26 protein-coding genes are annotated in these 26,253 nt (G+C 65.2%); 14 read left to right on the forward strand and 12 right to left on the reverse strand.

Translation table 11 applies throughout. The features are described from left to right. Positions 1-17 precede the first annotated feature (17 nt). On the forward strand, positions 18-569 hold the full coding sequence (locus tag ACIBG0_RS32735; protein WP_397037856.1) for a hypothetical protein: 552 nt from the start codon (positions 18-20) through the stop codon (positions 567-569). A 314-nt stretch (positions 570-883) separates the two neighbouring features. Here the strand turns inward: ACIBG0_RS32735 and ACIBG0_RS32740 are convergent, their stop codons facing one another. After that, the gene (locus tag ACIBG0_RS32740) at positions 884-1,774 is read right to left on the reverse strand and encodes a tyrosine-protein phosphatase (RefSeq protein WP_397037857.1); all 891 of its coding nucleotides are present in this window, start codon (positions 1,772-1,774) and stop codon (positions 884-886) included. 371 nt (positions 1,775-2,145) lie between these two features. Beyond that, complete coding sequence (gene glnA / locus ACIBG0_RS32745; protein ID WP_397037859.1) at positions 2,146-3,582, reverse strand: type I glutamate--ammonia ligase; 1,437 nt, start codon at positions 3,580-3,582, stop codon at positions 2,146-2,148. 253 nt (positions 3,583-3,835) lie between these two features. Between glnA (ACIBG0_RS32745) and ACIBG0_RS32750 the strand changes: the two genes are divergently transcribed. Both ACIBG0_RS32750 and ACIBG0_RS32755 read left to right on the forward strand, forming a co-directional pair. Next, complete coding sequence (locus ACIBG0_RS32750) at positions 3,836-4,366, forward strand: RDD family protein (protein ID WP_397037861.1); 531 nt, start codon at positions 3,836-3,838, stop codon at positions 4,364-4,366. A gap of 37 nt (positions 4,367-4,403) precedes the next feature. Then, entirely contained in the window at positions 4,404-4,793 is a 390-nt protein-coding gene (locus tag ACIBG0_RS32755) for a YrdB family protein (protein WP_397037863.1), read from the forward strand. Positions 4,794-4,839: 46 nt separating this feature from the next. Here ACIBG0_RS32755 and ACIBG0_RS32760 read toward each other — a convergent pair whose 3' ends face one another. Genes ACIBG0_RS32760 through ACIBG0_RS32770 form a run of 3 tightly spaced genes read right to left on the reverse strand, consistent with a single transcriptional unit; the run spans position 4,840 to position 6,580 of the window. Next, positions 4,840-5,583 (reverse strand): DUF4191 domain-containing protein, encoded by a 744-nt coding sequence (locus tag ACIBG0_RS32760; RefSeq protein WP_397037865.1) that lies wholly within the window; start codon positions 5,581-5,583, stop codon positions 4,840-4,842. Between the two features lie 42 nt (positions 5,584-5,625). Next, positions 5,626-6,075 (reverse strand): TY-Chap domain-containing protein, encoded by a 450-nt coding sequence (locus ACIBG0_RS32765; protein WP_397037867.1) that lies wholly within the window; start codon positions 6,073-6,075, stop codon positions 5,626-5,628. A gap of 19 nt (positions 6,076-6,094) precedes the next feature. Then, entirely contained in the window at positions 6,095-6,580 is a 486-nt protein-coding gene (locus tag ACIBG0_RS32770; RefSeq protein ID WP_397038032.1) for a sigma factor, read from the reverse strand. A 120-nt stretch (positions 6,581-6,700) separates the two neighbouring features. On the opposite strand from ACIBG0_RS32770, the gene tsaA reads away from it, so the two are divergent. From tsaA to ACIBG0_RS32790, 4 genes are read left to right on the forward strand one after another with little or no spacing between them, the layout of a single operon-like run. Continuing rightward, the gene (tsaA, locus tag ACIBG0_RS32775; RefSeq protein ID WP_397037869.1) at positions 6,701-7,117 is read left to right on the forward strand and encodes a tRNA (N6-threonylcarbamoyladenosine(37)-N6)-methyltransferase TrmO; all 417 of its coding nucleotides are present in this window, start codon (positions 6,701-6,703) and stop codon (positions 7,115-7,117) included. 58 nt (positions 7,118-7,175) lie between these two features. Next, positions 7,176-8,822, forward strand: a complete 1,647-nt coding sequence (locus ACIBG0_RS32780; protein WP_397037871.1) for a CocE/NonD family hydrolase — start codon at positions 7,176-7,178, stop codon at positions 8,820-8,822. Beyond that, positions 8,819-10,228, forward strand: a complete 1,410-nt coding sequence (locus ACIBG0_RS32785) for a M20/M25/M40 family metallo-hydrolase (protein WP_397037873.1) — start codon at positions 8,819-8,821, stop codon at positions 10,226-10,228. The genes ACIBG0_RS32780 and ACIBG0_RS32785 overlap by 4 nt, the downstream gene beginning before the upstream one ends. Next, positions 10,225-11,100: a lysophospholipase gene (locus ACIBG0_RS32790; RefSeq protein ID WP_397037875.1), complete on the forward strand. Its 876-nt coding sequence runs from the start codon at positions 10,225-10,227 to the stop codon at positions 11,098-11,100. The genes ACIBG0_RS32785 and ACIBG0_RS32790 overlap by 4 nt, the downstream gene beginning before the upstream one ends. On the opposite strand, the gene ACIBG0_RS32795 is transcribed toward ACIBG0_RS32790, so the two are convergent. Beyond that, positions 11,097-12,539 carry a metallopeptidase gene (locus ACIBG0_RS32795; protein ID WP_397037877.1) on the reverse strand — a complete coding sequence of 481 codons (1,443 nt, stop codon included), beginning with the start codon at positions 12,537-12,539 and terminating at the stop codon, positions 11,097-11,099. The genes ACIBG0_RS32790 and ACIBG0_RS32795 overlap by 4 nt on opposite strands. Before the next feature lie 242 nt (positions 12,540-12,781). Further along, positions 12,782-13,726: an endonuclease/exonuclease/phosphatase family protein gene (locus tag ACIBG0_RS32800; RefSeq protein ID WP_397037879.1), complete on the reverse strand. Its 945-nt coding sequence runs from the start codon at positions 13,724-13,726 to the stop codon at positions 12,782-12,784. Positions 13,727-13,836: 110 nt separating this feature from the next. Between ACIBG0_RS32800 and ACIBG0_RS32805 the strand changes: the two genes are divergently transcribed. Continuing rightward, the gene (locus ACIBG0_RS32805; RefSeq protein ID WP_397037880.1) at positions 13,837-14,166 is read left to right on the forward strand and encodes a hypothetical protein; all 330 of its coding nucleotides are present in this window, start codon (positions 13,837-13,839) and stop codon (positions 14,164-14,166) included. Here the strand turns inward: ACIBG0_RS32805 and ACIBG0_RS32810 are convergent. After that, entirely contained in the window at positions 14,141-14,782 is a 642-nt protein-coding gene (locus ACIBG0_RS32810) for a cysteine hydrolase (protein WP_397037881.1), read from the reverse strand. The genes ACIBG0_RS32805 and ACIBG0_RS32810 overlap by 26 nt on opposite strands. Beyond that, positions 14,782-15,120 carry a hypothetical protein gene (locus tag ACIBG0_RS32815; RefSeq protein WP_397037882.1) on the reverse strand — a complete coding sequence of 113 codons (339 nt, stop codon included), beginning with the start codon at positions 15,118-15,120 and terminating at the stop codon, positions 14,782-14,784. The genes ACIBG0_RS32810 and ACIBG0_RS32815 overlap by 1 nt, the downstream gene beginning before the upstream one ends. Before the next feature lie 120 nt (positions 15,121-15,240). On the opposite strand from ACIBG0_RS32815, the gene ACIBG0_RS32820 reads away from it, so the two are divergent. Further along, positions 15,241-15,573 (forward strand): winged helix-turn-helix transcriptional regulator, encoded by a 333-nt coding sequence (locus ACIBG0_RS32820; protein WP_397037883.1) that lies wholly within the window; start codon positions 15,241-15,243, stop codon positions 15,571-15,573. Between the two features lie 68 nt (positions 15,574-15,641). On the opposite strand, the gene ACIBG0_RS32825 is transcribed toward ACIBG0_RS32820, so the two are convergent. From ACIBG0_RS32825 to ACIBG0_RS32835, 3 genes are all read right to left on the reverse strand, one after another. After that, the gene (locus ACIBG0_RS32825; RefSeq protein WP_397037885.1) at positions 15,642-18,653 is read right to left on the reverse strand and encodes a bifunctional [glutamine synthetase] adenylyltransferase/[glutamine synthetase]-adenylyl-L-tyrosine phosphorylase; all 3,012 of its coding nucleotides are present in this window, start codon (positions 18,651-18,653) and stop codon (positions 15,642-15,644) included. Between the two features lie 88 nt (positions 18,654-18,741). Next, positions 18,742-20,082 carry a type I glutamate--ammonia ligase gene (gene glnA, locus ACIBG0_RS32830; RefSeq protein ID WP_397037887.1) on the reverse strand — a complete coding sequence of 447 codons (1,341 nt, stop codon included), beginning with the start codon at positions 20,080-20,082 and terminating at the stop codon, positions 18,742-18,744. A gap of 172 nt (positions 20,083-20,254) precedes the next feature. Beyond that, on the reverse strand, positions 20,255-21,793 hold the full coding sequence (locus ACIBG0_RS32835; protein WP_397037889.1) for an alpha/beta hydrolase: 1,539 nt from the start codon (positions 21,791-21,793) through the stop codon (positions 20,255-20,257). Positions 21,794-22,008: 215 nt separating this feature from the next. Here ACIBG0_RS32835 and panB point away from each other — a divergent pair, with 215 nt between their 5' ends. The 5 genes from panB (at position 22,009) to ACIBG0_RS32860 (ending at position 26,158) form a co-directional block, all read left to right on the forward strand. Continuing rightward, complete coding sequence (gene panB, locus ACIBG0_RS32840; protein ID WP_397037891.1) at positions 22,009-22,866, forward strand: 3-methyl-2-oxobutanoate hydroxymethyltransferase; 858 nt, start codon at positions 22,009-22,011, stop codon at positions 22,864-22,866. A 7-nt stretch (positions 22,867-22,873) separates the two neighbouring features. Continuing rightward, on the forward strand, positions 22,874-23,728 hold the full coding sequence (locus ACIBG0_RS32845) for a phosphotransferase (protein ID WP_397037893.1): 855 nt from the start codon (positions 22,874-22,876) through the stop codon (positions 23,726-23,728). Between the two features lie 89 nt (positions 23,729-23,817). Continuing rightward, the gene (locus ACIBG0_RS32850; protein WP_397037895.1) at positions 23,818-24,267 is read left to right on the forward strand and encodes a hypothetical protein; all 450 of its coding nucleotides are present in this window, start codon (positions 23,818-23,820) and stop codon (positions 24,265-24,267) included. After that, a complete protein-coding gene (gene pip, locus ACIBG0_RS32855) occupies positions 24,267-25,229 on the forward strand; it encodes a prolyl aminopeptidase (protein ID WP_397037897.1) in 963 nt (320 codons plus the stop codon). The genes ACIBG0_RS32850 and pip overlap by 1 nt, the downstream gene beginning before the upstream one ends. Before the next feature lie 2 nt (positions 25,230-25,231). Next, on the forward strand, positions 25,232-26,158 hold the full coding sequence (locus tag ACIBG0_RS32860) for a CHAD domain-containing protein (protein ID WP_397037899.1): 927 nt from the start codon (positions 25,232-25,234) through the stop codon (positions 26,156-26,158). Positions 26,159-26,253: the final 95 nt, after the last annotated feature.

A 26,253-nucleotide genomic window follows, 5' to 3' on the forward strand; every position in this document is an offset into this window, starting at 1 on the left:
AGCGTCGAAGGAGCCGGGTGAGCAGTCCAGAGCGTTTTGTCGTCGACACCGAGCATTTCGGCAAGATAGTGATCACGCGTACCGATGAAAGAGTGGTCACCGCGCCGGTATTCGATGATGCCACCGTGGTGACGATCGAGCGCATCGGTCCGCGCACCCGTCAGCGTGTTCCGATCGGTACGCGCAATGCGAAGCGGCTGCGGGCATCGATCAATGACCGCCCCATCAGGTTGACGGTCGGGCGCGGACACTTCTACCACCGGTGGACCTATCGCGCGGCCGCCGAGGTGGACGGCAAGTTTTTGCGGTTGATGCCGAAGAATCTGCATTCGAGCACCTTGATCCTGGGGCAGAAGGGGCAGGGCGATCATGTGCTCGGCGAATTCATGCTGACCGGAACGCACCAGATCGACGTCGACTGGGCACTGCCTTTCACATCGCGCGACCACAAGGTAGCCGGTCGGCAGCCGACTCTGGAGGACGCACTTATCGCATACGCCTTGGTTACGGCATTCGGCACCGGAGGGGTCTCACTATTGGACCTGGCCGAGATGGTGCTGCCGGTCTAGTTCTGCTGTCGCACAAGGTTTGCCGAGCTCGCGCAGGCTATAGAGCTGGTTGCCGGAACGGCGGATTTTCGCCGCGCCACAGATCAACCGCCTGGACGGACTACTGCCCGGTGATCATGCTCGCCGGTAGGTAATTGTGGGCCCCGCTGTGACGTCACGATCGCGTGCTGGGCGTATTCGGCAACAGACTCCAGTTAGTGCGTGCGATCGGGAAAGTTTGTGCGGCAGCTCGTGGATTCGGCCGCGGATGCCAGGCTGAGCTGAATGCGCTCGGGCCCACTCCGCCGGAAAGGAGTGGGCCCGAAACGTTCTCGTCAGCTCACCAGATTCTTCCGCAGTTGTACGAGGGTGCTGCCGTCGAGGCCCAAGCCCTGTGTCAGGAACTTCCCGAAATCGCCATAGGTCTGCTCCATCGCAGTGATCGCGGTATCCAAGTACTCGTTACGAACCTCCTGCAGCGGAATGAGCAGATCGGGATTCTGCATCAGCCCCGCCTGCGCGACCTGCTCCCGCAACTTCGCATCCGCCGCGGCCCGGTACTGATTCGACAGCAGATAATCTTGCCGCGCGGTAGCTTCCGGCACCCCGACCGCCCGCAACACCACATACGTCAGCCAGCCGGTGCGATCCTTGCCGGACGTGCAGTGATACAGCGTCGCCCGGTCGGTCGCCGCCAAATCCCGAATCGTCTGACCGAACTTGGCTCGCGAATCATCGGTGAAGAAGCTGCGATACACGTTCGCCATGATCTCCTCGGCCTTCCCGTTCCCGAGCAGTTCCTGCTGCTTCACCGGATCCCGGGACTGAATGGCCGCCAGCATCTGCTGGAACAACCCGGTGTCATCGATGGGTCGCGCCACCTTCTGCACCCCGGCAGGTACCTTGTCGGCCCCGGCAAACTGCACCTCGGCAGGTGTCCGCAAATCAATAACGGCTTTGAGGTTCAGTGTCCCGAGCTTCTGCACATCGGAATCCGTCAACTTCTCCAACGAATCCGCCCGAATAGCCTTACCCGACTTGACCATTGCCCCGTCATAAGTCCGATATCCCCCGATATCCCGAACATTGACCGCCCCCTGCACATCGATTTTCCCGCCGACCGCCGCAACACTCGGCTCAGCGATCGCCGAAGGCTGCACCCCCGTCGCAGTCAACGCCAAAGCCGCCGCAGCAGCACCTATAAGTGAAAGAAGTGAAATCCTCATGGCGCGGGACAGTAGAACCATTCGGCACTCGGGTGCGCCAATTCACCCGAACCAGCCGCCGTAACCCCGCTCACCGGTATCACCGTGCCGCTCAACGGGATTCAGACTGTCAATTCGGCGCTGAAGTGCCTATTAACCCGAAAACGGTTGCGCCAGTACCGAAGCAGTATATGCCTACTCGAAATTACCCGCGCGGCAAGAGGGTTGCAACAACCGGCTACGTCGAGATGCGACACTGCACCGGTGCGCCGCTTTAGGTAGGGCTTCCAGCCGAAAGCTTCCCCGAGAAACGAAGGAGCCCCATCCGTCGAAACGAATGGGGCTCCTTGCGTTACAGCGCAGGAGCGAAGCCTGCGGAGCGGCCGACGGGCCTACACGTCGAAGTAGAGCTCGAACTCATACGGGTGCGGACGCAGGTTCACCGGCGCGATTTCGTTTTCGCGCTTGAGGTTGATCCAGGTCTCGATGAGGTCGGGGGTGAAGACGTTGCCTTCGGTCAGGTAGTCGTGGTCCTGCTCGAGGCGGTCGATGACCGAGGCGAGGCTGGTGGGGGCCTGCGGGATGCCCTTGGCCTCCTCCGGCGGGAGCTCGTAGAGGTCCTTGTCGACCGGGGCCTTCGGCTCGATCTTCTTCTTGATGCCGTCCAGGCCGGCCATCATCATGGCGGCGAAGGCCAGGTACGGGTTACCCGAGGAGTCGGGCGCGCGGAACTCGATGCGCTTGGCCTTCGGGTTGTTGCCGGTGACCGGGATGCGGACCGCGGCGGAGCGGTTGCGCTGCGAGTACACCAGGTTGATCGGGGCCTCGTAGCCCGGGACCAGGCGGTGGTAGGAGTTCACGGTCGGGTTGGTGAACGCCAGCAGCGACGGGGCGTGGTGCAGGATGCCGCCGATGTAGTGGCGCGCCAGGTCGGACAGGCCCGCGTAGCCGGCCTCGTCGTGGAACAGCGGCTTGCCGTCCTTCCACAGCGACTGGTGCACGTGCATACCCGAGCCATTGTCACCGAAGAGCGGCTTCGGCATGAAGGTGACGGTCTTGCCCTCGGCCCACGCGGTGTTCTTCACGATGTACTTGAACAGCTGCAGGTCGTCGGCCGCGCCGAGCAGGGTGCCGAACTTGTAGTTGATCTCGGCCTGACCGGCGGTGCCGACCTCGTGGTGGCCGCGCTCGAGCTCGAAGCCCGCGTTCTGCAGGTTGGTCGAGATCTTGTCGCGCAGGTCGACGTAGTGGTCGTACGGCGCGACCGGGAAGTAACCGCCCTTGTTGCGGACCTTGTAGCCGCGGTTGGGGGTGCCGTCCGGGTTGAACTCCGCGCCGGTGTTCCAGGAGCCCGAGATCGACTCGATCTCGTAGAAGGCGCCGTTCATGCCCGAGTCGTAGCGGATGGAGTCGAAGATGTAGAACTCGGCCTCGGCACCGAAGTAGGCGGTGTCGGCGATACCGGTCGAGCGCAGGTACTCCTCCGCCTTGCGCGCGACGTTACGCGGGTCGCGGCTGTAGGCCTCCCGGGTGAACGGGTCGTGCACGAAGAAGTTGAGGTTCAGCGTCTTGGCCTGACGGAACGGATCCAGCCGGGCCGTGCTGAAGTCGGGGAGCAGCAGCATGTCCGACTCGTCGATGGACTGGAAGCCACGGACGGAGGAGCCGTCGAACGCTAGCCCTTCTTCAGCGAGGTCAGCGGTGAAAGCCTTCGCGGGGATCGAAAAGTGCTGCTGCACACCCGGAAGATCGCTGAAGCGGATGTCGACGTATTCGACTTCCTCTTCCTTGATGTGCTGAATGACCTCGTCGGCCGTGCTGAACGTCACTTGTTCTCCTTACGGATCGGTTCCCAGCCAGTGTCGATTGCATGGGTTCGTCGCGTCCAGACGGTATGGACGCGGTGTTTCCCAGTAATCAAGGCTGTGTTTCGCCAGTGTTACACGTGCGGCTGGTCGGATGTTTAATGCCACCCTGGCTCGAACAGCATGGTAATCCTGCCGTCTTTACCAACGCCCGCCGAGGTCACCTTGGGTTAATGCGGTGTCCTACGACCGGTCGTAGAGGCCTATTCTGAGGGTTATGGCACGCATCAGCGGATCCTGGCTCTCCGGACCTTCGGCGGACCCGGGCGATCCGGCAACCCCGGAGTTCCCCGGTCAGCACCTGGGTCTGCCCCGCTCCGGCGCCGGGTCGCTGGTCGGTATGTCGCGGCGCATCGTCGCCCTCGTGGTGGACTGGTTCATCTCCCTCGGTGTGACCGCGATTATCGTGCGGCCGAACCCGGACAAGATCATCGCCGGGATGGATATCCCGGCCGGGAAGCCGCGTCCGTCGAATTTCGAGGCAATTGTGAGTGCTCTCACGACGCCCAACTTGCTGGTGTGGTTCGTGATCGGCGTCGTCGCGGTGTCGCTGTTCGGGTACACGCCGGGGCAGTACTTCCTGCGCCTGCGCGTCATCCGCGTCGATGCGCCGGTGGGCGTCGGTTTCGTGCGTGCGCTTGCCCGCCAGGTCCTGCTGGTCTTCGTGGTTCCAGCGCTGTTCACCGACGCCGACGGGCGCGGCATGCACGACAGAGCCACCGGCACCGCGGTCGTCCGCTCGCGTTAGTGCCTCGAGGCGGGCGTCGCAACAGTACGCTCCGGCGGTGTCTCTGAATCCGGTCATGCTGGCGGTCCGCCTATTCCTCGAAATCGCCGCCATTTCCTCGTTCGCGGTCTGCGGTTGGCGCGCGTTCGATTCGCCATGGCGCTATGTGCTGGCCGTCCTGCTGCCACTCGCCGCCGCCGCGGCTTGGGGGACATTCGCGGTGCCCGACGATCCGAGCCGCAGCGGAAAGGCGCCGGTCGCGGTGGACGGCTGGGTCCGTCTGCTCGTCGAGCTCGTGGTGCTGTTCGGTGGCGCGGCGGCATTCTGGATCGCGGGACTGCCGCGCTGGGCGCTGGTCTTCACCGTGGTGCTCGTCGTCTACCACGCCATCGGCTACGACCGGATCACCTGGTTGCTCGATACCGGGCGAACCGGAACGACCCCTTAGAAATGCGAAGGCCCGCATCCCATGGGATGCGGGCCTCGAAACAGGATCAGCGTCGGCGGATGGTGCGCTGCACCCCGCGCATCTTGGCGCCTGCGGGCATCGGGCCCTTGGGCAGTGCGGGACCGCTGCGCGAACTCAGCGCGGCGAGGCGACCCTCGATGAGGTCGATGCGCTTGGTATCGATATTGCGGGGCAGCTTGGTGAGGTGCTTCTGGAGCTCCTTCAACGGGATCTGGCCCTCGTCGTTGCCGATGATGACGTCGTAGATCGGAGTGTCGCCGATGAGCCGCGCGGTGCGCTTCTTCTCCTGGGCAAGCAGCGATTTCAACCGCTGCGGGGAACCCTCACCGATCAGGATGACGCCCGGCAGACCGATCACCCGGTGCACCGCATCCAGTTGGGTCGTCGCGGCGATGCCATTGCTGACCCGCCATTTGCCCTGCAGGTTGTCCAGCACCCAGGCCGCCGCACCCGCCTGGCCCTCGGCCTTGGCGTAGACATTCCGCTGTACCCGGCGACCGAAGATGATGAACGCGACGAGCACGCCGAGCAGTAGGCCGAGCGGCAGCAGGAACCATTGCAGGCCGAAGATCAGGCCGACCACCAGGAATACGACCGTGATGCCGACGACCGCGCCGATCATCAAAGGCAGCAGCAGCTTGTCTTCCTTGCGCTGCATCTGGAACGCCTGCCAGAGCTGTTGGCGGCGTTCTTTCGACTGCTGCTTGCGGGCCGCCTTCGCCGCGGCCTTCGCTTCCTTGGACGGCGTGCCGCCCTTGCCTACTGCCATATTCACAGAATAGTGCCACGTCGGGCCGGTCTCCCCACCGCGTCAGTTCACGCCGCGACGCGCGATCTCGCCCAATGCGGTGAGATCCAGATCACCGGAGGTCTCCGTCCAACCCATGGCGCGCAGGTCCGCGGGCGTGCCGACGCCGAGCGCGTCGTGCAGGCCGACGGCGACCGAGCGGGCGAGGCCGCGCAGCGTGTCCAGAGACAGTGGCCAGAGCAGCGTGCGGGTCCAGTTGTCGATTTCGCGACGTGCGACGGGTTCGCGCCAGCCGAGATCGCGCAGCATACGTTCAGCGATCGGCGAGATGGGCTGCGCAAGATAGGAATTGCCCGCCAGTTCGACGGTCAGTTTGATGTCGTATTGCACGAATTGGACATATCGATTGCCGGGGGCGGCGATGATCAGCGTTGCGCGGGAAGGTAGTTCGAAAAGACACTGCGCCAGCGCCCGCCCGAATAGGTCCCAATCCGTGGTCACCGACTCGGTCATGCCTGCGCCTCGCTAATACTCAGCTCCGGCATGACCGCGCAACTCGACTGTATTTACTGTTCACTCGCTGCGCTCGCTCACAATTCCCCCGGGGACCCGCACTGGCCCGATCATACGCCGCGCTGCCTGGGACACCAGCCGAATCGTATTGGCCGAGCACAACCTTCACCAAGCGATAGCGAAAGCGAATAGCCAGCGGCAGGGACAGGCCGATCGAATCGCCGAGTGCCGCTTCCTGCTCCAGGCCCTCGACATCAGTTACCGGTTCGAATTCCTCGCGCCGTGTCTTGCGGGACTGCAGCATATTCAGACAGACCCGGCCGACGACGGTGGTGAGCCACCCGCCCAGATTCTTGATCTCATCGCTATCGCAACGGCTGAGTCGCAGCCAGGCCTCCTGGACAGCGTCATCGGCCTCGCTGCCGGAGCCGGAGCATGCGACCCACCGTCGACACCGGACGACGTGGCGGCCAGGACATCGAGAAGCAGCTGGCCATCTGGTCAAGGCCGGTGCCGAGGTGACCCAGCAGCCGACGAATGTCGGCGGTGGGAAGCTGATCGCGACGGTCGAGGATATCGACGGGAACGTCTTCGGCCTCATGCACCCATGAGCGAAGATCGACCCATGCCTTCCGAGACCTATGACGTGCGCCCCATCGGCCGGGTGCGCTCGCCACTGACCGATCCCGCGGCTGCGCCGAAACAAGGCGACGAAGGCGCACCGCACGCCGAGATCGTGCTCGACCCCGAGGTCACCGCGGGCACGGCGGGCTTGCGGCCCGGCGATGAGGTGTTGGTGTTCACCTGGTTGCACCGGGCGGATCGGCAGGTGCTCACGGTGCATCCGCGCGGCGATCGCACCCGCCCGGTGGCGGGGGTGTTCGCGACGCGCGCTCCACATCGACCGAATCCGATCGGGCTGCATCGGGTCACGATCGCCGATATCGCTGGGTCGGTGCTCACAGTGCACGGTTTGGAAGCGATCGACGGTACCCCGGTGCTGGATCTGAAGCCGGTCCTCGGTCCGACCGCCGAGCGCTGAGTGGCACCCCCGGTTCCGGGGGCTGGACTATCGACCAGCAGCAGTCGATAGTTCTCGAGTGACTGTGCTGTTGCGTGCTGTGGCCGGGGTTCTGCTGATGCTCGCAGTGCTGGCGCCCGTGACGGCGGCGGACCCGATCGGGGTGCCGTTCCAGTGGTCACAGAGCTTCATCACCGCGCCGGACGGCACCCGGCTGCACGCCGATATTCTGCGCCCGCAGGGCATTTCCGCGGATACGCGCACGCCGGTGGTAATGACCGTCAGCCCGTATCGCTCACATACCGCATACCTGAGCGTGCCGCGGCTCGAGGGTGGGCCGTCCACCGATGACCTGCATGTCGCGATGTTCCTGAAGGCGGGCTATACCTACGTCATCGTGGATCTGCGCGGCTACGGCGGCTCGTCGGGATGTCCGGACTTCGGTGGACCTGGCGAACGTTCGGATGTGACCACCGCGGTGGAATGGGCCGCGGGGCAGCCGTGGTCGACCGGTCGGGTGGGCATGATCGGCACCTCGTACGAGGCCTGGACCGGGATGATGGGCTTGGCCGCCAAGCCCGCGGGTCTGGTCGCCGTCGCGGCGTTCGGACCGGATGTCGACCCCTACGCGTATATGTACATGCAGGGTGTCGCCTGGAAGTTCTCCGGAAAGCCGGTCACCGAGAGCGGCATTCGCCCGGCCGAAATGACAGGTTTCGAACACCTGCTCATCGCCTCCACACCGGGCCGCCCCGACGACTCCCCCGAATACCAGGCCAATGCCGTCCAGATACCGGCCGGATGCTACGAACAATTCGCGGCGAACACCACCAACCATGACGCCACGACCCCGTTCTGGCGTGCGCGCGATCTCGTGGACCAATTACGCGGCAATACCATTCCGCTGTTCGTCGGCCAGGGCTTTCTCGACTACAACACCCGGGCGTATCGCATCTTCGACGTCTGGAATGCGCTCGGACCCGGCGATCATCGCGCCTGGTTCGGCCAATGGGGCCACAGTGATTGCGACAGCAAATGCGGTGCACCGGATTTCGCTACCCAACTGCTCGCCTTCTTCGATAAGCATGTCGCCGCTCGCGATATCGAAGTGCCCGGCCCGCGCATCACGGTCGGCCAATTCGACGGCGGCTGGCGCTCCGAAACCGCATGGCCGCCCGCTGACTCGCGCCGCATTCCGATCGATCTGCGCACCGGCACCTACACCGATCGCGGCCCACTGCCCGGACCCGACCGTGAGATCTGGTCCATTTCCGAACCGCTGAGCACCACCCAACACATCTCCGGAATTCCGACGGCAACGCTGCGTCTATCCGGTCCACCGACCGCTACGGTCGCGGTCGAACTGTTCGATATCGCCCCCGACGGACGAGGCACCATCATCACGCGCGGCATCGCGCCGGTCGCCGACACCGCCGATGTCAGACTGTTGGCGCAGGACTGGCCGATCATCGCCGGGCACCGCCTCGGCGCCCGGATCACCGATGTCGTCGACGACGTGTGGTCACATGCCGCTGTCAATGCCCAGGTCACCGTCCTCGCGGCCCGCCTGGACCTGCCCCTGCTGAGCACCCCGCGCACCCCCGACCGCACCGGCGGCACCAGCGAGGCCTGGGCGAAGTGGCGAGACCAGAAGGTCCGCGCACTCGGGCCCGAGGTGTTGAACAATGCAGTGATGCCCATGAATTTGCCCCATGAGACCCGATGACAGGTAAAGCCGCACAGACCCACACCACCCCGGTTGTCGTCGATACGCACGTCGCCGAACGCCTCGCGCAGGCCTTGCGCTGCGCGACGGTCTCCTATGAGCCATCGGATATGACCGAGCCCACAGAGCCCAGCGACGCGGAATTCCTCCGGCTGGGCACGCACCTGGAACAGGCGTTTCCACTGGTCCACGCCGAACTGGAAGTGGAGCGGTTCGGGCACAGCAGGCTGTATCGCTGGCCGGGCGTCGAACCGGATCGGGTGTCGGCGATTCTGCTCGCCCACCAGGATGTGGTGCCGGTCGATGATCTGCAGCGGTGGACCCATCCGCCGTTCGCGGGCGTCATCGATGACGAATTCGTCTGGGGCCGTGGGGCAATCGATGACAAGAGTCGATTGATCGCGATTCTGGAGGCGGTCGAATCCGCACTCGCCGCCGGAATTCGCCCGAGGCACACCATCTATCTGGCCTTCGGGCACGACGAGGAGGTGTTCGGGGATAACGGTGCGGTGCGAATGGCGCAACGGCTGCGCGAATCCGGTGTGCACGCCGATCTGCTGCTCGATGAGGGCGGGGTCATTCTGAACGATCTGGCCGACGGTATCGATCGGCCGGTGGCCTCGATCATGGTGGGCGAGAAAGGCTATGCCACCGTTCGCCTTTCGGTGTCGGCGGTGGGCGGACATTCGTCCATGCCCGGCAAACAGACCGCGGTCGGACGGATCGCCCGCGCGGTCGGCAGAATTCAAGATCATCCGATGCCGCTGCGGTTGACGCCGGTGGTATCGGACATGGTCACCAGGCTGCGCCACGTCATGCCCGACTATCGTCGCCGCCTGCTCCGATTCGCCGGACTGGCCACACCCCTGATCACCCGGATACTGGCGGCGCGTCCGCAAACCGAGTCGATGGTGCGCACCACGACCGCGCCGACGGTCATCCGCGGCGGCGTCAAACCCAATGTGCTGCCACAGCAGGCCGAGGCCCTGGTGAATTTCCGCATTCTGCCCGGCGATTCGGTCGCATCGGTGCTCGAACACTGCCGCAAGGTGGTGCGTGACGCGGACGTGCGGATCGAACTCGTCGGCATGACGTCGGAGCCCTCTCCCGGCAAACCGCCCGGCCCGGCATTCGACATGATCGCGCGCCTGGCCGAGTCCGTCGTCCCGGGCATCGCGGTGACCACCGGCATCGTCCCCGGCGCGACCGATTCCCGGCACTACGACGACCTCGCCGTCACCCGCTGCAACTTCGCCCCCATCCTGCTGAGCAAGGCCGATGTGGAAACGATCCATGGAACCGACGAGCGCATCTCGCTGGTGAACTACGCTCGGCTCATCGAGTTCAATCGGCGGCTGATCGATCAGCTCGCGGCGCCGCCACATACCCAAGGAGCCGATGCATGACAACCGATCCGCAGGCCGGCGAATCCGCCGAGCCGACACCGCGCACCGAGGGCGAATTCGACGGCATCGGCAGCCGAATCGCATGGCGCGCATGGCTTCCCGATACCACGGCGCACGCGGTGATCGTGCTCGTCCACGGCGTGGCCGAACATTCCGGCCGCTACGCCCATGTCGGGAAGCGCCTGGCGGACAATGGTTTCGCGGTCTACGCGCTGGATCACCTCGGCCACGGCAAGTCGGCGGGCAATAACGCGAATATCGGTTCGATGGCGGGCTCGGCCGACAATGTCGCGGAAATGCTGAAGATCGCCAGCCGTGAACATCCGGATGTGCCGCGGTTCCTGCTCGCGCATTCGATGGGCAGCCTGATCACGTTGTATCTGGCGGTCCGGGCGCCGATCGACGTCGACGGAATCGTATTGTCGGCACCGCCGGTGGATATCGCCGTCGGCAATCCCCTGCAGCGTCTCCTGGGCCCGGTGTTGTCCCGGTTCGCGCCGAATGTCGGTGTGCTGAAACTGGATTCGTCGATGATCAGCCGCGATCCCGAGGTGGTCCGTGCCTACGACAGCGATCCGCTGGTCTTCCGTGGCAAGCTCCCGGCCCGCACCGGTATGGAGATGCTGAACGCCACCGAGTTCGTCAAGAGCCATCTGGACAAGCTCACCGTGCCGCTGCTGGTGTTGCACGGCACCGCCGACGCCATCGCCGCACCGTCGAGCACCGATCTGATCGAGCGGGGCGCGGGCTCGAAGGATCTCACCGTGATCCGCTATGAGGGGCTCTACCACGAGGTTTTCAATGAACCCGAACAGGACAAGGTGATCTCCGATGTCCTGGAGTGGCTGCAGGCCCACGTAACGCAAAGCTAGCGGTAGTTCGTCAGACAGGTCTGCTCGCCGTCGAGGACACCGGTGCGGAACGCCTCCAGCCGTTGGAAGCCGCTCGGCACCACCTTGCCGTCCACATCGCTGGCGACCAGACCGTCGGCGAGCAGTCCGGAGACCGCCTCGTCGAGGTCGTTCGCCGACAACCGCGGATCGCTGCCCGGCTCGCTCAGCTTGGTCGTGACGACGCCGGTGAGGCATGCGGTGCGCAGTCCGGCGGTCTCGGCTCCGCTGATCGAGAGCTTGCGTTCCTGTTGCACCGCAAGGACATAGCGGGAGATGAAGACCGCGAAGGCGTTGTAATCACCGTCCACCACCGCCGAAAGCGGTTCATCGTCGCCCTTCATCGTCCCGCCGCGTTTGGCGAGTTCGGGCACATCAATGCCGATCTTGTTCGAACTCGGGCAGTACGAGACCGGCTCGGTGGCCATCACCTTCGAGCAGTTCTCGATGATCCCGTTGTAGTCGTACTGTGGCGCCTGCCGCAGTGGGAAGATCTTCGCCAGCGCCTGGCTCAGGCTGGTCAGCGACAGCACGTCGACCGGAAGCTGAGCGTCTTGTTCGCCGTCCTCGTATGTCGTCGGCAGAGTGCCCCGACGCTGTTCGATCTCCTTCTTATTGATCTTCTTGCAGCCCTGGGCGCCGTCGGCGTAGCCGATCTGCACCGCGGTCACCCGCTCGAAGGCGGAACCGTGCACATTCTTCGGGTTATCCGGATCGGTATCGCGCACGGCGATGGTGGCACCGAGGACAGCATTGAGTCCGTCGGTCATATTCAGCGTGAAATGCGCCGAATTACCCTCGGCCACATGACGCAGGAAGACACCGGCGAGGCAGTCGGCCTGCTGCTCCTTCACCAATGTCCCGGTGAAGAATCCGGCGATCTTGGCCTGGCCCTGGATGGAGTGACCGTATTCGTGGGCCAGCACCATCACGATCGCCATATCGCTGTACTTCTCCTGCAGCAGCGGCAGCAGCACACCGCGATCCCAGCCGATGCTGTGGTCCACGCTGCAGTAGGCGGCATTGACCAGGTGATAGGTGCTGGACTTGCAGAACTTGACCGCTTGTTCCTTGGACGCCTTGGCATCCCAGGAGATATAGCGGCTCACCGGTTTGAAGGTGCCGGGAAAGTTCTTGCCGTACTCGGTCTTCCAGAAATCTTCCAGGTCGGCGATGGTGTTGAGGGCGAGTTTGTCGACCGCCCCGCCGTCACCGTTCTCCGCGGTGAGCGGTGCGTCCGGGACCCCCTTGCGCGGGCCGCTCGGTCCATTGTTGGAGACCGCGCCGGTCAGCTCCCAGGGATTGTCCGCGGTCACCGCGCTCGCCCCTTGCTGGCCTGTCTTGCTATCGCAGCCCACCAGCGCCGCACCGACCAACAGCATTACCGCGACCACCCCGAACCGCAGCCGTCCAGTCCTCATCAGGTCTTCCTCCCCGAACTCACGGTGGGGCCGTCCTCGTCGAACCCCGACCCGATGGGGTGCGTTCCCACCCACCCCATCAAGCGATCACATGGTAATCGCAGAAGGCCCCGCGCGCGTATACGTCTGAGCGGGACGGGCATGGTTGCCGCGGGTCCGGCTGACAATGGCCGCACCTCACATCCACAGGCAATCTGCCCCGCGCGCACAGCTATGCGATAAGTGCTGTTGTGTTCAATACCTCAGGCGCTCAACTGCACTCGCGCGAGCACTGCTCGGTGATCCGAGCCCGGGATGGTCAGCGATCGCATATCGGCGGCCGTGCCGTCGGCGATCAGAATGTGGTCGATGCCGATCACTGGACCCCACCGACGGTCGGCGGGGTAGGTGAGCAGCGGCCCGGCGCCCGCCTGGTCCGCCGCCGCGACGAACCGTCCGCGCAGCAGATCACGGAATGCCGAATGATCACGGGTGGCATTGAAATCCGCCCCGACGATCGCGGGACCCTTTTGCGCGTCCAGTATTTCGCGAATCATGCCCAGCTCCGAACTCCACACCGGGAAGTCGACCGAAGGCGGCACCGGATGAAATGCGAACACCGCGACCGGTCCCCGCTGTGGATACTCCATGGTGGCGGACAGATTGTTCATCCAGAAGCCATCGTATTTCTTGGTGTCCCGCAACGGATATCGGCTGTAGATCCCGGTACCGCCGGCAGCCCGACCGGCCTGTAGGAACTGATACGGCAGCGAGTCCTCGATTCCAGCCGCCGCGAGCCGCTGCGCCACCTCCGGTGTCAGCTCATCGACGGTGAGCACCTCCACCTGGTACTCCCGCACCGCCCGAACCACGGCCGCCGCATCCGCCTCCCCGAGCAACAGATTCGACTGCATAACCGAAATCTCCGGCCCACTCGCCGCCCGCCCCTCGGGCACGAACATTGGCAGCTGCATCCACAACACCGCCGCGACGAGCACTGCCGCTGCCACCGCACTGCGCCATCCCCGCACGATCAGGAAGAGCACCAACCCCACCACTGCGCCCAGCATCAGATACGACGCCCCCGCCGCCGCCAGCACCAGCACCTGCCGCCGCCAAGCCCCGAAATGCAGCACAATCCCGAGTAATCCCGCGACCAGCGCACACCACCCGACCCCAAGCACCACCCGGTCCACCCATTTCCGCATTCCCCGACCCTAATGGGCAACAACGGAGGACTTGTGCCGCGATTGTGCGCATTCCGTGTAGGCGCAAACCGTCCGACGTCCCCCGTAGACTGTCGGGGAAGGAAGTCGAGGTGGTCGCGGTGTATGTCGAGGAATTCACGGCGACAGGTGCGCTTACTGCCGACGCGGCCGATGATCTTGCCGACACGGCGGGCCGCTTCACTTCTCGGATCACCGTGACATGCGATGGGCACACCGTGCTGACACCGGTGCTGCCGTGGTGCTGGGACGAGCTGCGGGTGCGCGCGGGGAGCACGGTATGGGTCACCGTCGAGCGAGGGTACCGCCCGCCCGACGATGAGGACCGCATTGCGCTGCGGGAATTCGTGCGCCGCTTCCAGGTGCTGACCGCGGTCGCGCCGGCGCGGCTTCGGCTCAGTGGCGGTGCATCCGCTCGATGAGCACACCGGCGTCCGTGGTAAGCGAACCACCGGCGAAAGCCAGTGTGGCCAAGGAACGTTCGGCTGCGGCCGGGTGCCCCGCGCCACAGGCATCGGTCACCACAATCGGGAGATAGCCCAGGTCGAGGCTGTGCCGGACGGTGGGTTCGATACCGACCTCCATGGCGATGCCCGCAATGGCGTAAGTGTCGATGCCCAAGTCGCGCAACGCGAAATCGAGCGGTGTGGCCGCGAAGGCGGACATGGTGATCTTATCGATGACCACCTCGTTCGGACCGGGCGTCAGCTCGGGGACGAGCTGATATTGGGGCGAACCCTGCGGGAAGCTGGAATTCACCTCGTTCGGGTTGTCGACCCGCTGCCATTCCATGGCCGTGCGCAGTTGTGAAACACCGGCCGCCGCGGGCGGCAGTGACATGTGCCTGGTGTAGAAGACGCGAAAACCGTTCTCCCGCGCCGCATCCCGCAGCCGCACACAGGTCTCGACGACCTTGTCGCCGTCGGGCAGCTGCCGCACGATGCCGACCTGCATGTCGTAGATGAGCAGCGCCATCCTGGTCGGATCGCAGGCATCCGCGAGGGTCCGCGGGATGCTCAGACCGTAGGCGTATTGCATCAGACAGACCCCACCTTCGTCCGGTCGTAGGGCTCGGCGACATCGACGGAGGGATCCATCAGCGCTTCCAGCGGCAGCGGCGCCTGCACGGGGACGTAGGTCCACTCGAGATGACCGGCCTTGGTCAGCGGGAAATCGTCGACATATCGCTTGGCCTCCTCGACGCTGTCGACCTCGAATACGATCACCACGCCCGGCTCGTCGGCGCGCGCGTAGTTCTCGCGCACGATGCCCGCCTTCCACAGCCGCCACACATTGGCGACTTCTTCGGGGAGATAAGGGGTGATGGTCTCCATCGTCACGCCGGGCTTGAAGCTGTCGAAAACGATGACTTTCATGGGAAATCGAACTCCATGTCTGCAGAATGTGGTGCGGCCGCGCCGCGTACGAGTTCCATGTAAGTCCGATGATTACAGTGTTACAAGAACGCACTTTTTGGTGAGTACCGGAGGCGAGCGATGCCGGAGAAGCGCTACTACTGCGCGGTGGAGGTGACCGTCGATCTGATCGACGGCAAATGGAAGCCGGTCATCCTGGCCCATCTCAAGGAGGGCGTGCGCCGCTACGGCGAATTGCGTCGCCTGATGCCGAGCACCAGCGAAAAAATGCTCGTCCAGCAGCTGCGCGACCTGGAGTCCGACGGCCTCATCCGCCGCACCACCTTCGATACCGTTCCGCCTCAGGTCGAATACGACCTGACCGAGGAAGGCTGGAGCCTGGTCCCGGTATTGACAGCCCTCTACGAATGGGGCCGCAAGCGCGCCGACCGGGCGGGCATCACCTTGCCCTGACCGAACCCTCGCCGACGGTAGTCCTCGGCGGTCCGAAGAACGGCCACCATTCGACCACCCGCACCGGCTCAGCCCCCGAAGACGCGCTCGACTACCGCTTTCGCCCGCCGAGTGATGCGCATGTAATTGTCCAGGAACTCGCTGCCATCATCGTTCGGCCATCCCGCGACCCGCGCGACGGCCGATAGTAGACGGCCCGGGCCGGGTAGTTGATCGGCTGGCTTGCCGCGCACGAGCACCAGTGCGTTGCGCGCCCTGGTCGCCGTGATCCAGGCTTCGCGTAGCAGCGAAACATCTTCGACGGCAAGTAATTTGGTCTGCTCGATGACATCGAGGCATTCCAGCGTCGAGGTGTTGTGCAGTGCGCGCACATCGTCGGCGTAGCGCAGCTGCATCAGCTGTACGGTCCATTCGATATCGGCGAGGCCACCGCGCCCGAGTTTGGTGTGAGTCGCCGGATTCGCACCGCGCGGCAGACGTTCGGCATCGATCCTGGCCTTGATCCGGCGGATCTCGCGCACCGCCTCCGCGGAGACCCCACCCTCCGGATAGCGCACCTTATCGATGGTGCGCAGGAACCGGACACCGAGGTCCTGGTCCCCGGCGACCTGATGCGCGCGCAGCAGGGCCTGCACCTCCCACGGCTGTGCCCACTGCTCGTAGTAGGCGGCATAGGCGGCCAGCGTGCGCACCAGGGCACCATTGCGCCCCTCGGGGCGCAGACCCGCATCGACCTGCAGCGGCGGATCGGTACTCGGCGCGCCGAGCATCCGCTGCACCTTCTCCGCGATGCCGATCGCCCATTTCACGGCCTTGGTCTCGTCCTCGCCGGGACGCGGATCGCAGACGAACAGCACATCGGCATCGGAGCCGTAGCCGAGTTCCAAACCGCCGAGTCGCCCCATACCGATCACCGCGAAATCGGCCGGTGCGGGTGTCCCGAGTTCAGCTTCACTGGCCCGAATCACCGCGCGCAGTGCGGCTTCCAGCACCGCAACCCACACCGAGGACAGTGCCCGGCAGACTTGCGGCACGTCCAGCATGCCGAGCAGATCGGCCGAGGCCACCCGCGCCAATTCATGGCGGCGCAGCGAACGGGCAGCGGCCACAGCACGTTTCGGATCGTCGTAGCGCGCCGCTGCGGTAAGGATCCCGCGCGCAACGTCTTCCGGCTGCGGACTGAGCAATAGCGGTCCGCCCGGGCCGTCGGCATACATCCGAATCGTGTCCGGCGCGTTGATCAGCAGATCGGGCAGATACTCCGAGGAGCCGAGCACGATCATCAAGCGTTGCGCGATCGCGCCCTCGTCGCGCAATTCGCGCAGGAACCAGATCTGATCGTCCAAGCCCTCCGAGACCCGCCGGTAGGCGAGCAGTCCGGCATCGGGATTCGGCGTGTCGCCAAGCCATTCGAGCAACGTCGGCAACAACAGTGCCTGAATCCGGCCCTTGCGCGATACGCCGCCGGTGAGCGCTTTGAGATGCCCCAGTGCGTTCTCCGGCGCCGCATAGCCGAGCGCGGCCAGCTGGCGGATCGCCGCGTCCGGACTGAGCCGCAGCGCGTCGGGATCCATCTTGACCACCGATTCGAGCAGTGGTCGATAGAAGAGTTTGGCGTGTAAGCGCCGCACCCGCACCGCATTTCGGCGAATCTCGGTGCTCAGCACGCCGACCGCGTCCTGGCGTCCGTCCGGACGGATATGGGCCGCGCGCGCCAGCCAGCGCATGCCCTCTTCGTCATCGGCGGCGGGCAAGGTGTGCGTGCGCTTGAGCCGCTGCAACTGCAGTCGGTGTTCGAGCAGGCGCAGGAATTCGTAAGAGGCAGTGAGGTTCGCGGCATCGTCGCGGCCGACATACCCGCCTGCGGCCAATGCCGTCAGCGCCTCGACAGTGCCCTGCACATGCAGCGCCTCGTCCACCCGGCCGTGCACCAATTGCAATAGCTGCACGGCGAATTCGACATCGCGCAGGCTGCCGTGGCCGAGTTTGAGTTCACGCTCGCGCAGATCGGCGGGCACCATGTCCTCCACCCGGCGCCGCATCGCCTGTACATCGGCCACGAAGTCGGGGCGCTCGGAGGCGGTCCACACCATCGGCATCAGCGCGTCGCGGTACTGCTCCCCCAGCGCCAGATCGCCGGTCATCGGCCGCGCCTTGAGCAGCGCCTGGAACTCCCAGGTCCTGGCCCAGCGCTTGTAGTAGGCGATATGCGAGTCCAAGGTGCGCACCAGCGCACCCGCCTTGCCCTCGGGCCGCAGTGCCGCATCCACCTCGAAGAAGGCCGCGCTGCCCACGCTCATCATCTCCGCGGCCAACCGGGTGGCAGTGGCATCGGCCGGTTCGGCCACGAAGACGACATCGACATCGCTGACGTAGTTGAGTTCGCAAGCACCGCTCTTGCCCATGGCCACCACGGCCAGCCGCACCGGCACCGGCGCGTCCTTGCAGACTCGGGCCACCGCCACCGCGAGCGCAGCGGTCAACGCGGCATCGGCGAGATCGGTGAGGTGGCGGCCGACCACCTGGTATGGCAGCACGGGCTCGTTCTCGACGGTGGCCGCCAGATCCAGCGCGGCCAAGAGCATGAGTTGATCGCGATATCGCTTGCGCAGCAGCGTGATCGCCTCGGGACCGGATACCTCCGCCCGGTACAGCACCGCATCCGCGTGCGCGCACTCGGCCGGTACGGCCCGCACCGCCGCCAACAGGTCGGCGATCAACTCCTCGCGCGCGGGTAGCTTGTCCCGCAGCAGAATTCGCCATGCGGCCGGATCGGCGACCAGGTGATCGGCGAACGCACTCGACGATCCGATGAGTGCGAAAAGCCTACCGCGCAAAGCGGTATCGATCCGCAGCGTCGAATCGAGCTCGGGCCAGTCGCCGCCGAGCGCGGCCCGCAAGCGCGTCAGAGTCAGCAGTGCGAGATCGGCATCGGGTGCGCGCGACAGCGCCCACAGCACCGGAATGCTGTCGATATTGTCCCAAGCCAACTCTCGTAACGAGGCGGCGGCGGTCGGCTCGAGTAAGCCGAGCCGACCGACACCAGGGACAGCTGAACGAGCAGACGGCGGCCGGACCATATGTCCAACTTAGTTGCCCGACCATCTCTTTCCACCCGGCCGGGTGGAAAGAGTCGTAAACGTAGCCGACCGCGATCGGTTTAGCCGACTAGAGGCCGAGGTACTCCTTGAGCTCGTATGGGGTGACCTGGCTGCGGTAGTCCGCCCATTCCCGGCGCTTATTACGCAGGAAGAAGTCGAAAACGTGCTCACCGAGCGTCTCGGCGACCAGCTCCGAGCGCTCCATCGCCTGCAGCGCCTCGTCGAGGGTGCCGGGCAACTCGCGGAAGCCCATGGCGCGCCGCTCGGCGACAGTCAGCGACCACACGTCGTCCTCGGCCTCCGGCGGCAGCGTGTAGCCCTTCTCGATGCCGCGCAGACCGGCCGCGAGCAGCACGGCGAAGGTCAGGTAGGGGTTGCAGGCCGAATCTGGGCTGCGGATCTCGACGCGGCGCGAGGAGGACTTGTTCGGCGTGTACATCGGCACCCGCACCAACGCGGATCGGTTCGACCGGCCCCATGAGGCTGCCGTCGGTGCTTCGCCGCCGTGGATGAGCCGCTTGTAGGAGTTCACCCACTGGTTGGTGATCGCACTGATCTCCGGTGCGTGCTCGAGGATGCCCGCGATGAACGCCCGTGCGGTCACCGACAGGTTTTGCGGATCGTCGGCATCGTGGAAGGCGTTCGCCTCGCCCTCGAACAGGCTCATGTGCGTGTGCATGGCCGAGCCGGGGTACTGGGCGAACGGCTTGGGCATGAAGGTCGCGCGCACGCCCTCATCGATCGCCACTTCCTTGATCAGGTAGCGGAAGGTCATCACGTTGTCGGCCATGGATAGCGCGTCGGCGTAGCGCAGGTCGATCTCCTGCTGGCCCGGGGCGCCCTCGTGGTGGCTGAACTCGACCGAGATGCCCATCGACTCGAGCGCGTCGATGGCGTGGCGACGGAAGTTGGGGGCCGAATCGTGCACGGCCTGATCGAAGAAGCCGCCGGAATCGGCCGGGGTCGGCATGGAGCCGTCCTGCGGGCCGTTCTCCAGCAGGAAGAATTCGATCTCTGGGTGCACATAGCAGCTGAACCCGACGTCACCCGCCTTGTTGAGCTGACGCCGCAGCACATGGCGCGGGTCGGCCCAGGAGGGCGAACCGTCGGGCATGGTGATATCGCAGAACATGCGCGCGGAGTGCTGGTGGCCTTTGCTGGTCGACCAGGGCAGCACCTGGAAGGTCGAGGGATCCGGCCGCGCCACCATATCGGCCTCCGACACCCGGGCGAAGCCCTCGATGGCCGAACCATCGAAGCCGATGCCCTCTTCGAAGGCGCCCTCTAGCTCCGCCGGAGCGATGGCAACGGACTTCAGATAGCCCAACACATCGGTGAACCAGAGACGCACGAAGCGGATATCCCGTTCTTCGAGCGTCCGCAGCACGAATTCCTTCTGGCGATCCATGTCGCCGAGCGTAAGCACCTGGCGTTAAATCCGTGTTACATACACGCTTAGGGATTGCAATCCCATCATTCGGAATGAATCGCACGGGGTGCAAGATCGCCTTGTGAGCGAGCGAACCGCAGGCAAAGTGCGCCCAGCGCAAGCGCCAGCCAGGTGCATTCGTGCGGGACGCTCAGCAGGTCAGAGCGGAGTCCGGGACCTTCAGATCGGTGAGGTAGGAGATCACCGCGCCGTCGAGGCACTGATCACCGGCGACCAATGCGGCGGTGTGTCGGGTGCCCCGGTAGGTGATCAGTGCGGCACCGAGTTGGTTGGCCAGATCGACACCGGCCTGATACGGCGTCGCGGGATCCTCGGTGGTCGACACCACCACCGTCTTCGGCAGACCCGGTGCCGAGACCTTGTGCGGTGTGCTGGTGTTCGGCACGGGCCAGACGGCGCACAGTTCCAGCGGTGCGGTACCGGTGCCGCGTCCGTCGTCCAGGAACGGCGCCGCCTTGCGGTATTCGGTGTCCTGGCGGCCCGTCACCGCACGATCGTTGATCGGCGGATCATCGACGCAGCGGATGGCGTTGAAGGCCTCCTGGGTGTTGTCGTAGCTGCCGTCGTCGCGGCGACCGTCGTACAGATCCGCGAGCTTCAACAGCGTGTCGCCACGTCCGTCGCGCAATTCGGTCAGGCCGAGGGTGAGCACCTTCCAGAAATCGTCGGAGTAGAGCGCCTGCTGCACACCGGTGATGGCATCGCCGTAGCTGAGTCCGCGCGTATCGGTGGTCGCGGCCGGTCTGGTCTCCAGCGGATTCACCAGCGCGCGGAACTTCGCGACCGCTTGGGCCGGATCGGTGCCGAGCGGGCAGTCCGCCTGCTTGGCACAATCCGCGGCGTAGGCCTCGAAGGCCTGCTGAAAGCCCGCGGCCTGCCGCAGCGATTCCTGGATCGGATCCTGGGATGAGTCCACCGCGCCGTCGAGCACCAGAGCGCGCACATTGTTCGGGTACTTCTCCGCGTAGGCCGAGCCGAGCTTGGTGCCGTAGGAGTAGCCGAGGTAGCTGAGTTTCGGATCGCCGAGTACGGCGCGAATCACGTCCATGTCCTGTACCACCTCGCGGGTGCCGACATGGGCCAGGAATTCGGTGCCGGTGCGCTCGACGCAGTGGCCGACGAACTCACGGTTCTCGTCCTCGGCCTTGGCAATGCCGTCGGGGGTGTTGTCGGTCGGCGGTTCGGCGCGTTCGGCGTCGTTCTGCTGCGGGGTCAGGCAGGCGACGGTCGGGATCGAGGAGCCGACACCGCGCGGATCGAATCCGACCCGGTCGAAACGCTCGGCCAGCGGCGTCTTGCCCGCGATGCCCACCATCGACAAACCCGATACGCCCGGACCGCCCGGATTGAGCAGCAATGAGCCGATCCGCTTACCACTGGCCGGAATTCGGGCCAGCGCGATCTGCGCGGTCGCGCCGTCGGGCTTGCTGTAGTCCACGGGCACGGTGATCCGGGCGCATTCGGTACTCGGCGCGAGGCGGTCGTCCGGGGAGCCGAAGCCGTCGCAGGAACCCCAGTTCGCGGTCTGGCTGTAGAACTTCTCGAGGCCCGCAGGCGAGGTGGGTAACGCGGTGCCCGGTTCGTCCTCGGCTGCGGTACATCCGGCCGCCACCACCGCTGACGCCACCGCGACCAGCACCCAACGCGACCCATTCCGCACCACAGACATGGGAAAGATCCTGGCATGCCTGCCGCACCTGTCCGAATCTCCGGCCGGGCATGGGCGCCGGCAACCTCGATCACCGGCCTCTCGGGTGGGGATGCTGTGACCAATTGCACCGCTTATCGCCTTAAACGGGCGAGACACGGGGTGCACACTGGATTCGTCACACAAACCCGGGGACCCGGACGGGCCTCGAGGCGACAATCACGAAAGGGACGATGATGTCCGTATCCGAATCGGAAACCCCTGCCTACGGCGCTGCGCCCGCGGTTGCCAAGCCGACAAAGCGCAAGACGCGGGTACCTCATCTACAGCAGATGAAGGCCGATGGCGAGAAGTGGTCGATGTTGACCGCCTACGACTATTCCTCCGCTCGCATTTTCGAAGAAGCCGGAATACCGGTCCTCCTGGTGGGTGATTCCGCCGCCAACGTCGTCTACGGCTACGACACCACCGTGCCGATCACCGTCGACGAGCTCATTCCGCTGGTGCGCGGTGTGGTCCGTGGTGCACCGCACGCACTGGTGGTAGCCGATCTACCGTTCGGCACCTACGAATCCTCGCCGCAGCAGGCGCTGGCCACCGCGACCCGGTTCATGAAGGAGGGCGGTGCGCATGCGGTCAAGCTGGAAGGCGGTGAGCGCGTCGCCGAGCAGATCGCGCTGATCACCTCGGCCGGTATTCCGGTGATGGCGCATATCGGCTTCACCCCGCAGAGTGTCAATACCCTCGGTGGTTTCCGGGTGCAGGGCCGTGGCGACGGTGCCGAGCAGCTCATCGCCGATGCCATCGCGGTCCAGGAGGCCGGTGCATTCTCCGTGGTGATGGAGATGGTGCCCGCCGAACTGGCCGGTCAGGTGACCCGAAAGCTGACCATTCCGACCGTCGGTATCGGCGCCGGCGCGGAATGCGACGCTCAGGTGCTGGTCTGGCAGGATATGGCAGGCTACACCAGCGGCAAGACCGCCAAGTTCGTCAAGCGATTCGGCCGCGTTGGCGATGAATTGCGTTCGGCCGCAGTCGCTTACGCCGACGAGGTGCGGCGCGGGACGTTCCCCGCCCCCGAGCACAGCTTCTGAGTCGACGATGAACGGTCGAGCAGTGCACGCGCCAGCGGCGCTGCTCGGCCAACCCGTGCGGCCGATGCTCGACTGGGCCACCGGAGTTCTCGCCGATCGCGGTGTGAAAATCGTTGGTACGCCTGAGGAAATGCGACGGCGATCGTGGTCGTTGATCGTGCGCATCCCGACCGATGCGGGTCCGATGTGGTTGAAGGCCAACGCTCGCGCCGGTGCGCACGAGGGTCCACTGCTGCAGGCCTTGGCCCGGTTGCGGCCCGGTAGTGTGCTCGAACCGCTTGCGGTGCAACCGGAGCGCGGCTGGATACTCAGTCCCGACGGGGGTGCCACCGCACGGGATTCCGCGGCGGCGTGGACCGAATTGGTCCGCCGCTACGCCGAACTCCAGCTGGCGATGGGCGATCACATCGATGAACTGCGCGCCACTGGTACGCCGTATCTGCCGCCGTCCCAACTGATCACGGTGTATCAGCATTTCGAGCCCCGCGTTCCCGGCCTCGGTGCGGCGATCACCGACGCCGCAGCGGCGCTCGCCGACTTCGGCAGACTGAGCATCGAACACAATGATCTGCACCCGGGTAACGTGTTCATCGAGTCGGACATGCTGTTCGACTGGGGTGATGCGGTGATCACCCATCCGTTGCTGTCCTGGCGGGTACTGCGAGGTGCGCACCGCACCGAATACCTGGAACGGTGGCGGCGATCCGATGCCGTTACCGACGCCGAAATCGCGCTAGCCGACCGGCTGGCACCGCTGGTCGCCCTGCATCCTTGGCGCACCATCGACGCATCACCACCGAGGTTCGCGCGCTTCCTGCATGGCTTGCTCGATGAGCTGCGCGCGGGCTTTCGCCAGGTTTGATCGGTGGCGCCCAGCCAACTAGCGCGGGCCACGGGGGGCAAATAATGGCAGACTCGAAGCCGACAATGCCGACACGAGCAGAGGTACCGATGCCGCAAACCCGTTGGATTTCACGCAGCACGCTGGTGGTAGCGGGTATTTTCGCAGCCGTGGCGCTCACCGCCTGCGGGAACGACTCGAGCCCGGCGCCCACCAGCAGCTCGAGTTCGACCACCGGATCGGCCACGGCCACCAGCGCGGGCAAGACCACCAGCGCACCGACGACGACCCTGGAGATCTCCGACGCCTCGGCCACCCAGCTGTGCGACATGATCCGCCCGGAGCTGTCGAACTGGCGGGTACAGGGTCCGACACTGGGCCGGATCGGGCTCAATGCCCTGGTGCACGAATGGGCGCTGCGCAATGGCGGGATCAATGGACATGTGCTCGCCGATAAGGCGATGATCGACCGGATCACCACCAAGAGCTGCGCCGATGTGCACCAGCAGGCGATCGAGGCGTTGGGACTGCCCGATTTGGCTTCAGGGATCGCCTTCTGATGCGAACTCTGTACCCCGCGATCGAGCCGTACCAAACGGGCATGCTCGATGTCGGCGCGGGCCAAGCCGTGTACTGGGAGGTCAGCGGCAATCCCGACGGTAAGCCCGTGGTGTTCCTGCACGGTGGCCCCGGCGGCGGCACCGAGCCGTTTCACCGGCAGTTCTTCGATCCGGCCGCCTACAAGATCGTGCTGTTGGATCAGCGGGGTTGCGGACGGTCCACCCCGCATATCGCGGACGGGGCGAGTCTGGAGACCAATACCACCGCACATCTGATCGCCGATATCGAGGCGCTGCGCATTCATCTGGACCTCGACCGCTGGCAGGTATTCGGCGGTTCCTGGGGTTCGACGCTCGCGCTCGCCTATGCGCAACAGCATCCGGAGCGGGTCACCGAACTGGTGCTGCGCGGGATCTTCCTATTGCGGCGCAAGGAAATCGACTGGTACTACAACGGCGCCGCAGGCTACATCTACCCCGACGAGTGGGAGAAGTTCCTGGCTCCGGTGCCGCAGGACGAGCGCGACAGCGATCTGGTGCAGGTGTATCACCGGCTGCTGCACTCCCCCGACCAGCAGATCGCCGAAGCGGCCGCGATCGCCTGGTCCACCTGGGAGAGCGCGACGAGTTCGCTACTGCCACACCCGGATCGGGTAAAGGAAAGCGCCCAGCCGCGGTTCGCGCTGGCCTTCGCAAGGATCGAGAATCACTACTTCGTCAATGGCGGATTCCTCGATGAGGGACAGTTGCTGCGCGATATCGACAAGATCGCGCATATCCCGGCCGTCATCGTGCAGGGACGCCACGATGTCGTCTGCCCCGCGACCAGCGCATGGGAACTGCATCGCGCCTGGCCGGGTTCGGTACTGCACATCGTCGATGATGCCGGTCATGCCGCGTCCGAACCCGGAATCACCCACCATCTCGTCGAGGCGACCGACGGATTCGCGAAGGTGAGCTGATCATGGTCACGGCCGGAACCGCCATCGTCGCGGCACTGCGCGACGACGTCGACCGGCTGCTGGTCGCCGAACCGGACGTCCGTGCCGACGCCTGGGATTCGGTGCACCAGATGCGGGTCGCGACGCGCAGACTGCGCAGTGTGCTGCGCTCCTACCGCGCTCTCTTCGAGGCCACACCGATCGCCGAGATGCAGCGCGAGTTGAAGTGGCTGGCCGATCTGCTCGGTGCGGCGCGCGACGCCGAGGTGCGGGCGCAACGGTTCACGGCGCTGCTGGCCGCGCATGCGCCACAGGATGAATTCGCCCGACTCGCAATGGAAACGGCCGTTCCAAGGACCGCAGGCAACAGCTATGTACCCGGTACCACCGAGTACGTGCGCACCGAACTGGTCGATGCGGAACGCGAACGGTACCGAACCGCGCATGCGGAGATCCTCGCCGCCCTCGACCACCACCGTTATCACGCACTACGGCATCGTCTTTCGGCCTGGCGCACCGGGCCGCCGCTCGATGCGGAGAAATCGAAACAGCCAGCCGCCGAAGTCTTCGAGCGCACCTTGGGTAAGGACCGCAAGCGTTTACGGCGATTGGTCTACGCCGAACCCGCCGTCTCGCCCGCCGAGCGCGTCGAACTGCTGCACGATATCCGCAAGGGCGCCAAGCGCCTGCGCTACTCGTGCGAGGGCGCGATCGACGTACTCGGCGATCCCGCAAAGGATCTCGGCACCGAGGCGAAGCGCCTCCAAACCGTACTCGGCGATCACCGCGACGCCGTCGAATCCCGCGAAGCCATCCTGGCCCGCGCCGCCGAAACCCACGCCACCGGCGTCAACGCCACAATCTATGAACTATTGGCCGACGCCGAAGAAATCGCCGCGGGCGAAGCGCTGGCCAAATATCCCGCCGCCGCTGCGTTCGTCTCGGGTTGACCTGCCCCGCCGCTCGCCATCGGCCACGCTTAACAGCGCATCGGCAGAACGAGCGACGGTGGAACCAGGCGGCCGGACGCACCAGCACGAGAAGT

The organism is Nocardia sp. NPDC050630 (genome assembly GCF_044457245.1).
Taxonomy (GTDB): domain Bacteria; phylum Actinomycetota; class Actinomycetes; order Mycobacteriales; family Mycobacteriaceae; genus Nocardia.

Excerpts from the sequence above, each read along its gene's own strand:
- ACIBG0_RS32740 (WP_397037857.1), bottom strand. The coding sequence starts at position 1,774 with ATGAGGATTTCACTTCTTTCACTTATAGGTGCTGCTGCGGCGGCTTTG.
- ACIBG0_RS32750 (WP_397037861.1), top strand. The coding sequence starts at position 3,836 with ATGGCACGCATCAGCGGATCCTGGCTCTCCGGACCTTCGGCGGACCCG.
- ACIBG0_RS32760 (WP_397037865.1), bottom strand. The coding sequence starts at position 5,583 with ATGGCAGTAGGCAAGGGCGGCACGCCGTCCAAGGAAGCGAAGGCCGCG.
- ACIBG0_RS32765 (WP_397037867.1), bottom strand. The coding sequence starts at position 6,075 with ATGACCGAGTCGGTGACCACGGATTGGGACCTATTCGGGCGGGCGCTG.
- tsaA (WP_397037869.1), top strand. The coding sequence starts at position 6,701 with ATGCCTTCCGAGACCTATGACGTGCGCCCCATCGGCCGGGTGCGCTCG.
- ACIBG0_RS32785 (WP_397037873.1), top strand. The coding sequence starts at position 8,819 with ATGACAGGTAAAGCCGCACAGACCCACACCACCCCGGTTGTCGTCGAT.
- ACIBG0_RS32790 (WP_397037875.1), top strand. The coding sequence starts at position 10,225 with ATGACAACCGATCCGCAGGCCGGCGAATCCGCCGAGCCGACACCGCGC.
- ACIBG0_RS32795 (WP_397037877.1), bottom strand. The coding sequence starts at position 12,539 with ATGAGGACTGGACGGCTGCGGTTCGGGGTGGTCGCGGTAATGCTGTTG.
- ACIBG0_RS32800 (WP_397037879.1), bottom strand. The coding sequence starts at position 13,726 with ATGCGGAAATGGGTGGACCGGGTGGTGCTTGGGGTCGGGTGGTGTGCG.
- ACIBG0_RS32810 (WP_397037881.1), bottom strand. The coding sequence starts at position 14,782 with ATGCAATACGCCTACGGTCTGAGCATCCCGCGGACCCTCGCGGATGCC.
- ACIBG0_RS32815 (WP_397037882.1), bottom strand. The coding sequence starts at position 15,120 with ATGAAAGTCATCGTTTTCGACAGCTTCAAGCCCGGCGTGACGATGGAG.
- ACIBG0_RS32820 (WP_397037883.1), top strand. The coding sequence starts at position 15,241 with ATGCCGGAGAAGCGCTACTACTGCGCGGTGGAGGTGACCGTCGATCTG.
- ACIBG0_RS32825 (WP_397037885.1), bottom strand. The coding sequence starts at position 18,653 with ATGGTCCGGCCGCCGTCTGCTCGTTCAGCTGTCCCTGGTGTCGGTCGG.
- glnA (WP_397037887.1), bottom strand. The coding sequence starts at position 20,082 with ATGGATCGCCAGAAGGAATTCGTGCTGCGGACGCTCGAAGAACGGGAT.
- ACIBG0_RS32835 (WP_397037889.1), bottom strand. The coding sequence starts at position 21,793 with ATGTCTGTGGTGCGGAATGGGTCGCGTTGGGTGCTGGTCGCGGTGGCG.
- panB (WP_397037891.1), top strand. The coding sequence starts at position 22,009 with ATGTCCGTATCCGAATCGGAAACCCCTGCCTACGGCGCTGCGCCCGCG.
- ACIBG0_RS32845 (WP_397037893.1), top strand. The coding sequence starts at position 22,874 with ATGAACGGTCGAGCAGTGCACGCGCCAGCGGCGCTGCTCGGCCAACCC.
- ACIBG0_RS32850 (WP_397037895.1), top strand. The coding sequence starts at position 23,818 with ATGCCGCAAACCCGTTGGATTTCACGCAGCACGCTGGTGGTAGCGGGT.
- pip (WP_397037897.1), top strand. The coding sequence starts at position 24,267 with ATGCGAACTCTGTACCCCGCGATCGAGCCGTACCAAACGGGCATGCTC.
- ACIBG0_RS32860 (WP_397037899.1), top strand. The coding sequence starts at position 25,232 with ATGGTCACGGCCGGAACCGCCATCGTCGCGGCACTGCGCGACGACGTC.